The sequence below is a fragment of the Paenibacillus sp. FSL H7-0714 genome (genome assembly GCF_038003765.1).
GTDB lineage: Bacteria > Bacillota > Bacilli > Paenibacillales > Paenibacillaceae > Paenibacillus_AQ.
Window position 1 is genome coordinate 4920468 of sequence record NZ_JBBOPT010000001.1, and the last position, 14541, is coordinate 4935008.

Sequence of the window (14541 nt, forward strand, 5' to 3'; positions counted from 1 at the left end):
TAAATTTCTGAAAACAAAACAGTTTCATTGTATATTTTCAGGCTTCTTTATTTTCATCCATCATACGCCAGATTGCAAGTGTTCTTCGACAATTTCCTACAAATTTCAAAGATTTTTGTCTAATCTATCAACGAAAGATTGTTCCAAGAGAGATAATTGGTGACCTAATTGACCCCAATGATCTGCGGATTCACCCCCTTTAAGGAGATCTAACATCGCTTTCTCTTGCTCCGCTAACCCTTCTTGTAGGCGTTCTGCAGCAACCTTTAATTCTCTGGCTATGCAATCGACATAATGCGCAAGCAATTTTTTCTTCTGCTCTGCCGCCGCAACATTAACAGCTTCTTTCACAAGAGGCTCAGCCGCACCTTTGACTTGCTCCCGGCCAGCGCCTTCAAAGAAATAGCGAGGGGATTTGAAATGTCCCCATAAGGTTGGCCATTCCACGGACTGAAGCTGGCATTCCAGCTCACTAGGAGAAGGCCATGCTGCTTCTTCATTCTCCATCAGATGAAACTCTTGAGTAGAGAAAAACAGCTCAGTAGCAGCCGCTTCAGCCGCTTCATGAACAAGTCTACGCCCGGTACTTTCTAGTCGCAGCGTTGTCGCCCATAGCTCTTGCTCCAATTCACGCTTAGTGGTACGCATCAGCTCTGCACCACACGCAGCGAAGATAGCTTTTAAATTTCCTGCGTCCTCACGTAATAATGAGGGGTGGAAAGATTCCTGAAAATTTCTGGTGAAGGAGAAGCTAATTCGTTGACAGACATGATAGATCAGTTCCTCACCTTCATGAACAAGATCTCTGCTAGGACGTTCTTCGGTCTCCAATAGGGAAAGTCTCTTCATAGCTAGCTGACGACGTTCTTGCATTTCTTTTAATCCTGCTTCACGCTCGTTTGCCGCCATAGAAGCGAGATTCTGCCACTCTTCCGCCCTGCGGCGAACAGATGCGATGCTCACTGCAGCTGCGTTAAGTGAAAGTTGAGGAAGTTCATCTCCCGCAAAGTTTGATAAGGCTTGCTCAAAATGATGGAAACGGGAAGCCTCATAGCGTGCATAATCATGCTGGGTTTTGCCTTCCAGAGCAAGCAAGCTAGAGAGTGCATAAATTCTCGGCGAGCGTAAGCCGCCTGCACGTAAATTTTGAGCAACATGTTCTCGTACCTCTTCCAATTCATCTTCGCCTGAAGCAAGATCAGAAGCGTTGATAATAAAGAACATTTTATCAAGTGCAAAGCTATCTTTAATTCGGCCTAGCTGCGCAAGCAGACCTCGATCTGCTTTTGAAAAGGCGTGGTTGTAATAGGTAACAAAACAAATCGCGTCTGCGTTTTTCATGTAATTAAAGGTTACGCCTGTATGACGAGCATGCAATGAGTCGGCTCCTGGTGTATCCACGAGTACAATTCCGCTTTCGGTCAATGGACAGGCATAATACAAATCAATCCCCTGCACAAAACAGGCTCGGGTCTCCTCCGCTACAAGGCCTCGGTATTCTTCTAAATCAACCGTTCGCACCGTTCCCAGCAAGGGCTCAGCTTCTGCCCAGCCAGCCGCTGCTGCCCTTAGAAATCCAGCATGTGGCAACGCAGAGGGATGAACTCCCCTAGCAGGCAAGCTTGCTAGAACTGTTGTCCATGAGTTTTGCTGTGGTTCTCCTAGTTGCAGCACACTGAAGGAATGGCAGATGTCATCCCAGAAATCTGCCATGGTCTTCATTGTGACAACCGCGCTGGCATGGCGGAAGTCACCTTCCGGCGCCAATATGCGGTTGACCGCAGCCGTGGCGGGATGTGGAGACACGGGCAGCACTTCTTCGCCGAGCAAAGCGTTGGCGAAGGAGGACTTACCCGCGCTGAATGCACCAAACAGCGCGAGGGTAAAGCGGCCGCCGGCGAGATCCTCCGCCCGTGCGGCCAGACTCCGCGCCGCCGATGCCATCGCTGGCTCGCGGCGCAGCAGCTCTGCCGCAGCCGCTAGCGCGTCAGCGGCTGCGGATAGCCGGCGGCGTCCGCCCGCCGGCGAAGCCGTTCCCGCCGCCCAATTTGCGGCGGCGGCACTTCCAGCCGCGACGTTTTGCGGCGGCTGGACCTCCCGCGGTGCGGCGCTCTGCGCAGCCGCTCGCGGGGTTACCCTCACCTCCGGCAGGATGCCGGGGGTGAGGGGCCGGCGCGGCGGCAGCAGCGCCGCGAGCTCGTGCGCGCGGGCAGCTGCCGCGCGGTCCAGCGCGGCTAGCGCGTCAACGGCGCGCGCCTGCCGCGCAAGAGCCTGTTCGCGGCGCTTGAGTACGGCACGCTGCTCCTCCATGAGCGGCGGCAGCTTCGCTAACAGCTCATCGCTCACCGCTAACGCGGCACGGCGGAACTGGCTCTTAATATCTGCCGCAAGTGTGCGGCAGAAATTGAGCAGCGCCTCGCCGCTATACCCCGTTCCCGGCTTAACTGCAGCCGCCAGCCACTCCTGGCTCACCGCCGGGAACCCTTGCTTCAGAGTCGTCTCCGCCTCCTCCTCCCACAGCCCGAGATTCTCCGCCCAATCACGTACCAGCTGAATCAAATGCCATTCCAGCTGAGCAGAAACCTCTCGGGTCAACAGTCCTTGCCAGACTGCCAGTCGTTTACTTTGTTCCTTCTCCCGCCGTGCAGCCGTAGAGAATAACCCTAATCGAAACGTAGGGCTAGCACTTTCCATATAGCTTCCCGACGCCTCTCTTACATCTGCAGGCATTAGATTAGCATTATTAAGTAAGATGTCTAGGCCAGTTCGCAAACTCGCTCGTGACTGCTGAGGCAACGCCTCAAGTCGTTCCTTCTCTTCTTCGAGTGACTTCAGTTCATTCGTCACTGTCTCTGCATTCGTACCTTCTAGTTCTTCAAGGAGAGCTGCTCTTTCCTCCTGCTGATCTTCACGGAATGCAGTTAGAGAAGAATCCGCTGTATGATGAATAGAACGAGACAAGCTATATTGAAGCAGCTGTTCCTTTTGTTCCAACAGTTCGGTTATAAGGCTGAGTAGATGATCCCAATGATTAAGAGGATGCTCTTTCTTTTTGAGAGAGGTGAATAGAATTCCCGCACAATGAATCCCCCATTGTTCAAAAGCATTTTCAAGTTGACGTTTATATTCCTCAATGGAAATCTCTTGTTCCCTGTGCTTATCGATCTGATTAACAATCAGATACAAAGGTTTACCCCAGTCACTAAGATTTTTAGCAAAGGCCAAATTATTCTCTGACTGTACATGGTTATAATCCATTACATAAAATACGACATCAGCTAAATGCAGCGCAGAGCGGGTGGCCGCCTGATGACCATCATCCGTCGAATCTACACCAGGTGTATCCAATAGTACGCCATCCTTGCCTAGCAGTGGTATCTCATTCCACACTTCAATTGCGGAATATTCACCACCATTTCGACAGTATTCTTGTAATCTTTCTGGAGTTGTCTCTATAGGAGAAGGATCATTTTTACTTCCTTCAACTCTAGGATAAATAAGCACTCGTGGAACTCCACTGCGAATAGAGACAATATTCGCACTAGTCGGCACAGGTCCAGAAGGCAGCACTGAACTGCCGCAAAGAAGATTGATCATACTGGATTTTCCTGCCGAAAAATGTCCGCAAAAAGCTAGTGTCAGCTCATTCCCACCCTCTTTATGTTGTAAATCTTCATATATACGTTCAGAGCCTTCATCACCCCAGCGATGCATTAATCCACGCAACTGGAAAAGCAGCGATGCCGTTTCACTTAATGTCTCTTTCTCGATTCTAACCTGTTCCGCTCTCACTGACTCTCCACCTCCACTGTTACCATCTAATCATGCTTTGAATATAACCCATTCAAGAATACGAAATCAGACTCATTTTTAAAATATAAGAAAGTAAAAGTTTCACATTATCCTTATATTTCTCGCTTAAACGCTTACCGTCCTTATAAGGACGCCGAAGACGTTTATGCTTATGCAATGTTTATACAGGTGTAATTTCTGTGATGTCACGCAGAACCTTTTTTATAAATAATAATTACAGTTTATCACCAGTTTGACACAAATTAAATACACACTACTTACAAAATAACCTATCATCTCTTACGAAATGAGGTTATTCAAACATCTTTCTGCTTTTTCGCTAGAAAAGTAAGAAACAAAAAAGGAGCCAACCCTAGGGCCGACTCCTTTTATCACTTCTAAATTTATGCAGTTTCCGAAACAGGCAACAGAATTTCGAATACTTTTCCGTGTTGCAGAATAGTCAAACCACGAGATTTATCTCTCATTACAACAACCTCAGGTTTCACTGACATACGCTCAAAATAGTGTTCAGGAACGTCACCGGAATGACTGATCGTGATACCTTCTACTTCTTGCTCTTCGTTCTCTTCGAGTGGGCTTTCCACTACGCGATCAAAAATATCCGAGAACACTTCAAAATTATCTGTGTATACAGAAATGCATTTCATCTCTATCCCATCCTCTTCTTCAACTCTAACTTTTTGGCGTATGATCTTTAGCTTTCCTGACAACAGCTGTTTTCATACGTTTTTTGCCCTCTCGACATACATCAAGGAGCGGGCAAACTTGACATTTTGGGTTCTGTGCCTTGCAGTGATATCGTCCGAAAAAGATAAGCCGGTGATGAGTGATCGTCCATTCGTCACGTGGCACAGCCTTCATCAGCTTCTTTTCCACTTCCAGCACAGAATCTTTCCAGCCTGCTAATGCAAGTCGTTTAGCAACCCTCTCCACATGCGTGTCCACTGCAATGGCAGGAACTCCAAAAGCATTGGATACTACTACATTTGCAGTTTTACGACCTACACCGGGTAAAGTTACAAGCAAGTCATGAGCCTCAGGCACCTCGCCACCATACTGTTCTATGAGTATAGAGCATAGGCTTTGGATATGCTTAGCTTTGTTACGATATAGGCCGATGCGCCGGATATCCCCCTCCAATTCCTCCAGCGGTACAGAAATATAATCGATGGGGGCTTTGTACTTTTGGAACAGGTCCACGGTCACTTTGTTCACCGTTGCATCCGTACATTGGGCTGATAACAGTACCGCTATCGTTAATTCAAAAGCGTTACTGTGATTTAGCTCGCAATGAGCATCAGGGAACAAGTCTCCAATCGTATCCAAAATGTGGCGGACCTCTACAACTTTCATAGTGTCCCCTCCACGGAGCGATTACGCTCATTAAAACTCACATGAGCGTGTCCTCTCTAATGTAAAGAAATATAAGCAAAGTCTGTATTATAACGTATGGTTTCATACATTTCAAGAAAATACAACTCTTATACTTTCTTATATTTCAAAAAAAACGTCTTGACGCAGGCAAAGCTCCTGTGTCAAGACGGTGATTCACTCAGAAATCCACCATTGCTACTATTGTTTCACAATTTCAACCACGATATCATTATTGAAATACATTATAATATTATCATTTTCTTTCAGAGATTGCACGGACAATGTCGTATCTCCTTGATGAATATATACATTTGAAGCAAGAGTGAACTGATACTTATCGTTCAGATTAGCTCTCTTAGTCACCAATGAGTTCGTCGTACTGTCATAGCGAGAGAATGAACGAGTTAACTGTGGTAACACACGAATGACTGTCGCTCCATCCGTGTCTTTACGAATCTCCACTCTGTCCGCTGTTGTTAAGTTACTAAGAGCAGTTGTTGTGGCGCCATCACGTATGATTCTAACCCCACCGCTTACAGTAAAGTTTTGTGCTGCACCAGCATACTCTTTTACCACCAAACTATTCGCTGCAGCATCGACTGAATTAATCTGACCCGTTGTAAGCTTAACTGTCTGAATAGCGAGTGGAGTGCTTCCATCAAAAGTCACATTAAGAAAATCTCCCGATTTCACAGCTGTCAGCTTAATGCTCTCGCCAGCTTCATTTGTTATTGGAAGTACAGCAGTATTGATCTCACTTGTTCCACCGTTCCATTTAACACTCAAACGATTGGTTCCGGCATTAACAGTTGCTGCTTCAACTTGTAAAGCTGTCTTCACTTTCAGTACTGCAATAATGTCCTGGCCAGTTGTCAGTGAGGCTGTCACATTACTACCAACAGGAACATCACTTAAAGTTGGACTATTCTTACCAAAGAGATCAATTAATTGTGGATAAGGCATCGTTAAAGTTTGCCCATCATTAAGCTTCAATACAATAGTTCTCGAGGAAGTATTAACAGCCGTCAAGGTTCCTTCATACTTTGTGACAATTTCCAACGACAAAGCCCGTTGTCCTATAGCTTTTACATTTACTTTACGGTTCTCAATAAGCTTCGTACCGATATTAGTTAAGTTAGGAAGTGCACCTTCAATTAACAGTTTTGTTTTTTCATCCAACTGAACGACATGCGCTTTTTTATTGGTATCCATAACTGTCAACAGCTGAGTTTTAGTATTATAATCAATAACCGTCGCTCCACTATACTGCTCAATTTGACGGCTTAACACTTCAATCTTTATGACTTGATCACTGCTGTTCAGCGTAAGCTGAATTTTGTCTCCACCTACTGTGTCAGCTATAAGATCATCGGCCACAGCGCTATTCATGTTCGGAATAACAATTGATGGTTTTGTTGCCAGCAGTTTGACTTCACGAGTGCCATCTTCTTTTTTATAAACAACAGTTGAACTGGTCAGTTCTGTAAGTACACCTTGAACTGTCCGTTCAACACCTTCTGTCACTTCTACAGACCGTATCACATTTTCTTTAACCGTATATTTAACAGCAGAACCTGTCTTCAATTCTGCAGGCTGCAACACGGATGCTTGATAAGTGAATAATGAAGTTCCATCTTCCCATTTAAAGGTTTCCACCGTACCAGCAGCATTTTTAAACGTAATGCTTTTCCCAGTTAGATCTATACTTTGAATGGTTCCTGTTGTCGTTTTGTTAACAACACCTGAAGTCACTTGAACCTTGACCACTTTATGTGAACCACTATAAGTTTCACGCTGTAACGTAACTATGCTGTCTGCTACCAGCGAAGCAGGTTCAATTGAAGTCCCATTCGCATCTACAAAGGTAGTCGTTTCATCGTAGTAATATTCAGTGAACCCAGTAGCTGATTTCAGCCATAGCTTATTACCAGGTGCTACCATTGCGAAGCTTCCGGAAAGACTCTCCACTTGTTGTGTAGGGTCAGTCACTTCAACATAAGCTGCATTATATGTCGCTCCAATTACAGTAACCTTTGTGTAAGGTTGGATATCACTTAGATTTATTCTACTTTCAGAAGCGCTTGTGTAATAAGCGGTGCTCGCTCCCAGGGTATATGTAGAAGACTTTCCGTTATTAAACACAGTCAGTTTCCCGTCTTTCAATTGACTAATTGTTCCTGTGTAAGTGTTATCATACTCAAGTGTATTATGGGCTTCTGCCCGACTGAAAAAGGTCGCCAGCTGAGCACGGGTCACAGCCCCTTGTGGATCAAAGCGATTACCGTCAAGACCATTGGCTAATTTTAGATCAACAGCAACGTTGATGTACCCTCTTTTGTTCGCAGAAACTTTAGAATCGTCTGCAAAGCCTGTCGGTTTGCTAGCTGCTACAGTTGCATCTGCACTTTTTCCTAGTGCACGAATTAACAGTTCAGCAATCCATTCTCGGGATGCTTTACGTTCACCCCATGAAGTTTTCAAATTATCAGGAGACATTTCCGTAGTTTTGTCCAAAAGACCTTGCTGGAAAGCTAGAACAACATAATCTTTGTAATAATTTGAAACCTTAAAATCAGTAGGCAAGGCCACAGCTGAAGAAGTATCCACTTTATCCTGCAACTTCATAAAACGTAATGCCATAAGCACGGCTTCCTGCTGAGTTACAGAATCTCCCGGGCGAAATAAACCATTATTTCCAACCACAATTCCTTGTGATGCTAATTTATAAATATGCTTTTCAGCCCAGAAGCCTGTCTTCACATCGCTAAAAATCCCTACAGATTGTGTAGTGGTTGTTGCTGCTGTCGTAGCAGCTGTGTCTGCAAACACTGCGCTTGCGCCACTAAAAATCATGGTTCCAGCCATAACAGCCGATACTGCTTTCGTAGAATAAGCCTTCAATGGTCGTTTTGACCTTTTTTGCGCGGACAATAGATTATTCCCCTCTCTATGACTCAAATAAATAGTATAATTTAAAATTCGTCAGTTAGATGCTTTTATCCTTTGTTGTAATAACAATTAGCTATTATCTCTAGTCATAGGATGCATTAGGTCAACATGACCCATCAAGCTTTCAACCTTTTCACCATCCACCAAAACTTCGATGCTTTTTACTTCTTCAAATTGAAAATAGGTTTTGGCAAGTGATGAAATCGCTAAGGACTCCCCACCAGCACCCAGCTGTGCTTCATCCGGTTTATGAAGATCCATCACAATTTGACCATCAACAAACTTTAACGATTTCAGTTCAATCTTGCTCCATAACGATACAAGGTCAGTATTCTCGTTGCTTTGCAATGCTTTGAACGTCTCTGTATATTTCTCAACATCGTCAGAGAAGCTAATGCTAGTCTTAGCAGGAATCAGATCCATAACTTGTGAATCCGTATAATATGCATCGATACTCTGGCTCTGTTTTTGCTTCTCATCTGCTACTGGCTTTGCAGTTGCCTGAGTTTCTGTGTTGCTATTATCTGCTGTCGGTTGCGGAGTGCTAGTCACTTCATTTCCTGGTTCATCGCTTGGAGCCGGTGTACTTTCCCCCGCACCACTTACAACATTTGAAGTATCTTGCTCCACACCATTTGCTGGAGCCGCAGTAGGCTTGTCTCCACAGCCAGCAATCACTAGCAGAAGCAGTGTAGCGATCCCAATTGTACTCCATTTTTGTTTCATCATTAATAAACGCCTCCTCTAGATGAATACGGGCAGACAGGTACCGCAAAACCACTTCTTGCCTTTTAAAATAAAAGCAGAAAGCTGACTTTGCGGCGCTCGTCTGCCACTGGTCTGTTATTTTATACCCAAATATTCCTTAATCCCACTCACTATTGAAGCCGCAACTTTGTTTTGAAGTGCATCTGTAAAGAGCAATGCTTCATCTTTTTTGTTGCTAAGGTATCCCACTTCAAGTAATACTGCAGGCATTTTCGTTTCACGGATAACATGGAAATTCCCATAACGTACACCGCGATCGCTAAGCCCTGTAGCTTGAACAAGATATTTATGCATCACGTTCGCCAATGCTTTACTGGCTTCCCGTTGATAATACGTTTCTGTTCCACTAGCTGATGAGGAACCTGAGCTATTGGCGTGTACAGATATGAAGATATCAGCTTTTAAATTATTCGCCATAGCTGCTCTTTCTTTAAGCTCCAAGAAAGTATCATTACTTCGTGTTAACACGACGTCAATATTACTTTCTTTTTTCAGCAATTCAGCTGTCTTAAGTACGATGGCCAAATTAAAATTCTTCTCGTATTTACCTGTAACACCCACTGCTCCAGAATCTTTAGCCCCATGCCCTGCATCTAATACTACTAGCTTTCTGCCATTATTTCCTGGTTGTGTAGTAGTATCATCAGTGCTTTCCGCATTTAGATCGATTACAACCAGCTTAGAATCGTCTCCAGTTACGCTAACGTTGTAATTCTTAGCATAGTTCAAATCGATTACAAAACGTACTGTATAAGGATTCGTGCTATAAAGGGAGTAACGTACTCCTGATACATCGGGATAATCTTTCACTTCCAAGCTACCGTTTAGGTCAGGATCAAGGATCTGTCCTGTGCCAAATAGGTCTGAGAAGGTGGCATTAGGTAAATCAACAACTAACCGATCCGGCCCAGTCATCACTGTCACTTTCGGTACTGAATTACCCTCCATGGCAATGCTCAAACGATTTTCGCTAAAGCTCACACCATTTACCATCGTTAAATTCTTAGAAGGATCTACCGGCGGTACAACCTCAGATCCACCATTTTCAGTATTTCCACCTGAACTGCCGTTATCATTTGAGGATCCTGGGGTAATAAGATACACACTCTTCTTCACGTTGTCCCACGAGACATTTAATCCAAACTGTTCACTAATGAACCGAATCGGTACAAGTGTCGTATTACTACGAAGGATAGGTGCTGTGGTAAGTGTTACTGTCTTGTCATCAACTGAGGCTATCTTTTGATTCACAACCAATTTGATGACCTTTCCTTGCTGTTCAATCGTTACCGTCTTGCTCTTCTGATCCCAACCCACGTTATATCCAAGGCTTTCAGAGATCAACCTTAACGGCACCATGATTGTATCATTCACATTCTCAACCGGGACATTTTGCCCTGAGGTCAGCTCCTTGCCGTCCAGAAAAATCTTGCTATTCCCGGCAGCAGCATGTCCGTTCTCAGGCAAAACAAATACTAAGAGCAACAAAAACAACATCAAACTGAATTTCTTCATTCTTCACCTCTAAATCTAGTATTCGCCTGTGAATAGCGATCGTGATGGCCTGTCTACGTCAACCTCAGACCTCTATTAGACGCTAATAATCTATAAAGGTTGCGAATATATTCCATAAAAATTGAGAAATCTCACCAACATTAAGCATTAAAGTCCTAGATATTCCTTAATACCGGCTACAATTTCCCTCGCTAATTTGTCTTGAAGCTGCTCACTATACATCCCTGATTCATTTCCTGAATTAGTAAGATACCCCACTTCTAGAAGTACTGCCGGCATACTGGTTTCTCTTGTAACATGCAGACTTTTCGTTCTTACTCCGTTGTCCTTGAATCCAGTACCTGCTATCAGATGTTTGTGCATGACCTGAGCAAGCGGCAGACTCCCACTACGCGAATAGTACGTTTCACTGCCGTTTATTTTGTCTCTATTCGGATAACCCAGCTCTAGTGAATTCCCATGCACTGAAATAAATAGATTAGCCTTTGCTGCTTCTGCGATATTTACTCGATCCTGAAGACCCAACGTAATATCTTCAGTCCTAGTAAATACGACGTCAACCAAAGCTTCCTGCATAAGTAGTGTTTGAACTTTACGGATAACTGCCAGATTGAAGTCTTTTTCCAGCTTACCCGTGAGACTGACTGCTCCTGATTGTGTCCCTCCATGACCCGCGTCGAGAACTACAACTGGCTTTCCTGTCATTCCACTACCACCTGAGGTGTTCCCTTCACTGCCTGTAACATTCAAATCCAGTGTCACCAGTCCAGTACTTTCATCCGTACTTAATTGATAAGGCTGGCTCCCGACCGTTTGAATCACGAACCTAACAGTAGAAGGACTTACACTGAACAACGCATACCGGATCTCAGAAACTAGAGGGTAACCAGTAACATCCAGCTTCCCTTGCGGACTTCCTTTTGTGGTAATACTCGGTAGACCTCCTACGAAATCAGGAGCAAAAGCTGCACCGGGAAAATCTACGACGATTCGATCTGGACTGCTCATTTTTGTGATGCTAGGTTTAGGAGCCCCAGAAACAGCGATGATTAATCGATTCTCAGTGAAGGCTGCCCCATTTACCAGCGGACCTGCTGCATTCACACCAGTGCTTCCTGGTACTGAGGATGATTGTGGTGTCGGTGAGGGCAAAACACTTCCAGCGCTTGTGCCATTATCCACGCCGGGTGTAGTAATCTGAATTGGAGAAGGAGTACTTGTTGCTGTTGGACTAGTAACGGTTCCCTCAGGTGTAGCCACCGAAGCTTGTCCACCCGTCAAATAGACCGTTTTATCGCTATTATCCCAGCCAACCTTTAGACCGAACTGCTCACTTACGAAGCGAATCGGAACGAGAACTGTACCACCACTTTGCTTGGGTGCTGCGTTTAAATCAAACGTTACTCCATCCGCATCAGCTGTTTTTTTTCCTACAGCCAGCTCAATGCTTTTTCCATCTTGGTGAACCGTTACTTTGCGGGCCTGCTGCTCCCACAATACCTCAAATCCAAGATTCTCCACTACCACTCTGACGGGAATCATAACGCTACCATTGACGTTCTCAAGTTTAATTCCTTTTGGTAAAGCAAGCTCTTGATTGTCCATAATAATTCTGCCTGAGCTGCTACCAGCTGCGGCAGCTTCACGTCCAGTGAATGATAGTAAGAATAATGGCAGCAACAATAGTAGCAACGTTCGATACCCAACTCTTCTCATTTTCCCGCTCCTTCTGCAAGTAATAGATCTAGATAAGTATTAAGACGACAGAAATCACCAAATGTTTCCTTTATCACCAATCAATATTTCGATTATAGCAAAAAAACTTCTATTTCCGACACCCGGAAATAGAAGTTTTGCGTAATTTTTGTAAAAGTTAAGAATCAAACCAGTTATATCCTATTATTAAGAGAATAACTTAGCCGCATGACGCTCTTCATACGCAGCAATTTCATCTGCATGCTGAAGGGTTAATCCGATATCATCCAGACCTTGCAGCAAGAACTGACGACGGTGCTCATCCAGATCAAAGCTGATGCTCAGTCCAAATTCATCGTGAAGTGTATTGCTCTCAAGATCCACGGTCAATTGGTAGCCATCATGCTCGGCTGTCCGATTAAACAGCTCATCCACTTGCTCTTCCGAAAGCTTGATCGGCAAAATGCCATTCTTAAAGCAGTTGTTGTAGAAGATATCTGCATAAGAAGGTGCAATGACAACTCTGAACCCATAATCCATAATCGCCCAAGGTGCATGTTCCCGTGAGGAACCACAGCCAAAGTTAGCACGTGAGATCAAGACAGAAGCACCTTTATAGCGTGGCTTATTCATTTCAAAGGCAGCGTTATCGTTACCAGCCTCATCAAAACGCCATTCGTAGAACAAAAATTGTCCAAATCCTGTCCGTTCAATCCGTTTCAGGAACTGCTTTGGGATAATAGCATCCGTATCTACATTCACCCGATCTACTGGTGCAACAATTCCTGTTATTTTTTTAAAAGCATCCATAGTTTTATCCTCCCGTGTTCTCTCTAGTTCTATGAGCTGACAGCTTCCGTCTTATAGTTCCAATCACGTACATCAGTGAAACGGCCTTTTATCGCAGCTGCAGCAGCCATTGCTGGGGATACCAGATGCGTGCGTCCACCGCGACCTTGACGTCCTTCAAAGTTACGGTTCGAGGTAGATGCACAGCGTTGCCCAGGTTGCAGTACATCAGGGTTCATCGCAAGGCACATGCTGCATCCCGCTTCGCGCCATTCAAAGCCCGCGTCAGTAAAGACTTTATCAAGCCCTTCCTTCTCAGCCTGCATTTTAACACGACCAGATCCAGGAACAACAATGGCAGTAACCTTGTCAGAGACTTTATGGCCTTTTGCTACCACGGCTGCCGCTCTCAAATCTTCGATCCGTCCGTTAGTACAAGAACCGATAAATACATAATCAATTGGAATTTCAGAAATAGGAGTTCCAGGAGTCAAATCCATATATTCAAGCGCTTTTTCAGCAGCTTTGCGTTCATTTTCAGTGGTAAAGTCAGCCGGATTTGGCACGCTAGAGTTGATATCTGTACCCATGCCCGGGCTAGTACCCCAAGTCACTTGTGGAATCAATGTCTCCACATCGAATTCAACCACCGTATCATACTGAGCACCTTCGTCACTAACAAGACTCTTCCATCCTTCAACTGCAGCGTCATATGCTTCGCCTTGCGGCACATATTGACGTCCACGCAGATAGTTAAAAGTAGTTTCGTCAGGAGCGATCAAACCTGCTCTTGCTCCACCTTCGATCGACATGTTGCAGACGGTCATACGTTCTTCCATCGACAGCTCACGAATAGCTTCACCTGTGTATTCAATTACATAACCTGTTGCAAAATCAGTACCATACTTAGCAATAACACCAAGGATCATATCCTTTGCTGTTACACCAGGATTGCGTTTACCTGTGAAACGAACTTCCATAGTCTTAGCTTTGGATTGCTGCAAACATTGGGTAGCCATTACATGTTCAACTTCACTAGTACCGATACCAAAAGCCAGCGCACCAAATGCTCCATGTGTGGAGGTATGGCTGTCACCGCAAACGATAGTTTTACCAGGGTGCGTCAAGCCGATCTCAGGTCCCATTACGTGTACAACGCCTTGATCGATATCATTCAGGTCGAACAATCTAACACCAAAATCAGCACAGTTTTTAGAAAGTGTATCAATTTGCTGCTTGGAAATTGGATCTTTAATATTAAAACGATCCTTGGTAGGAACGTTGTGATCCATTGTAGCGAAAGTCAGCTCAGGACGGCGAACCTTGCGGTTACTGAGGCGAAGTCCTTCGAAAGCTTGTGGAGAAGTTACTTCATGAACCAAATGCAGATCGATATAAATAATGCTAGGTTTACCTTCCTCTTGATGAATAACATGATTATCCCAAATCTTTTCAAACATTGTCTTGTTGCTCATAATTTCACCTCATTAATAGAATCGTTCATTGGAAGAGAGCGTGGAGTCTCTCTTGAATGATCTAAATATAACATCACCATCTTTATAATTCCAAGATATGATATCTATAGAAGTGATAGGTTTAACCTATAAATTGAAGATGATTTTTTTGCTGAGACCC

The 14541-nt window shown here is 44.5% G+C and carries 9 protein-coding genes; all 9 read right to left on the reverse strand.

All coding sequences use genetic code 11. From position 1 onward, the window contains the following. Positions 1 to 105: 105 nt before the first annotated feature. Positions 106 to 3792, reverse strand: a complete 3687-nt coding sequence (locus NST34_RS21985; RefSeq protein ID WP_341128777.1) for a dynamin family protein — start codon at positions 3790 to 3792, stop codon at positions 106 to 108. A gap of 404 nt (positions 3793 to 4196) precedes the next feature. Beyond that, positions 4197 to 4463 carry a hypothetical protein gene (locus NST34_RS21990; RefSeq protein ID WP_042129455.1) on the reverse strand — a complete coding sequence of 89 codons (267 nt, stop codon included), beginning with the start codon at positions 4461 to 4463 and terminating at the stop codon, positions 4197 to 4199. Positions 4464 to 4488: 25 nt separating this feature from the next. After that, positions 4489 to 5169, reverse strand: coding sequence for an endonuclease III (nth, locus tag NST34_RS21995; RefSeq protein ID WP_341128778.1), 681 nt, complete (start codon positions 5167 to 5169; stop codon positions 4489 to 4491). Between the two features lie 219 nt (positions 5170 to 5388). Beyond that, entirely contained in the window at positions 5389 to 8121 is a 2733-nt protein-coding gene (locus NST34_RS22000) for an S-layer homology domain-containing protein (protein WP_341128779.1), read from the reverse strand. 87 nt (positions 8122 to 8208) lie between these two features. Beyond that, positions 8209 to 8868, reverse strand: coding sequence for a GerMN domain-containing protein (locus NST34_RS22005; RefSeq protein WP_340971504.1), 660 nt, complete (start codon positions 8866 to 8868; stop codon positions 8209 to 8211). A gap of 114 nt (positions 8869 to 8982) precedes the next feature. Further along, the gene (locus NST34_RS22010) at positions 8983 to 10422 is read right to left on the reverse strand and encodes an N-acetylmuramoyl-L-alanine amidase family protein (RefSeq protein WP_341128780.1); all 1440 of its coding nucleotides are present in this window, start codon (positions 10420 to 10422) and stop codon (positions 8983 to 8985) included. Positions 10423 to 10569: 147 nt separating this feature from the next. Then, on the reverse strand, positions 10570 to 12138 hold the full coding sequence (locus tag NST34_RS22015; protein WP_341128781.1) for an N-acetylmuramoyl-L-alanine amidase family protein: 1569 nt from the start codon (positions 12136 to 12138) through the stop codon (positions 10570 to 10572). Between the two features lie 186 nt (positions 12139 to 12324). Further along, entirely contained in the window at positions 12325 to 12927 is a 603-nt protein-coding gene (gene leuD / locus NST34_RS22020) for a 3-isopropylmalate dehydratase small subunit (RefSeq protein ID WP_341128782.1), read from the reverse strand. Between the two features lie 29 nt (positions 12928 to 12956). After that, on the reverse strand, positions 12957 to 14381 hold the full coding sequence (gene leuC, locus NST34_RS22025) for a 3-isopropylmalate dehydratase large subunit (RefSeq protein ID WP_042190084.1): 1425 nt from the start codon (positions 14379 to 14381) through the stop codon (positions 12957 to 12959). Positions 14382 to 14541: the final 160 nt, after the last annotated feature.

Coding starts and splice junctions, on each gene's coding strand:
- leuD (WP_341128782.1), bottom strand. CDS start 12,927: ATGGATGCTTTTAAAAAAATAACAGGAATTGTTGCACCAGTAGATCGG.
- NST34_RS22015 (WP_341128781.1), bottom strand. CDS start 12,138: ATGAGAAGAGTTGGGTATCGAACGTTGCTACTATTGTTGCTGCCATTA.
- NST34_RS22005 (WP_340971504.1), bottom strand. CDS start 8,868: ATGATGAAACAAAAATGGAGTACAATTGGGATCGCTACACTGCTTCTG.
- NST34_RS22010 (WP_341128780.1), bottom strand. CDS start 10,422: ATGAAGAAATTCAGTTTGATGTTGTTTTTGTTGCTCTTAGTATTTGTT.
- NST34_RS21990 (WP_042129455.1), bottom strand. CDS start 4,463: ATGAAATGCATTTCTGTATACACAGATAATTTTGAAGTGTTCTCGGAT.
- leuC (WP_042190084.1), bottom strand. CDS start 14,381: ATGAGCAACAAGACAATGTTTGAAAAGATTTGGGATAATCATGTTATT.
- nth (WP_341128778.1), bottom strand. CDS start 5,169: ATGAAAGTTGTAGAGGTCCGCCACATTTTGGATACGATTGGAGACTTG.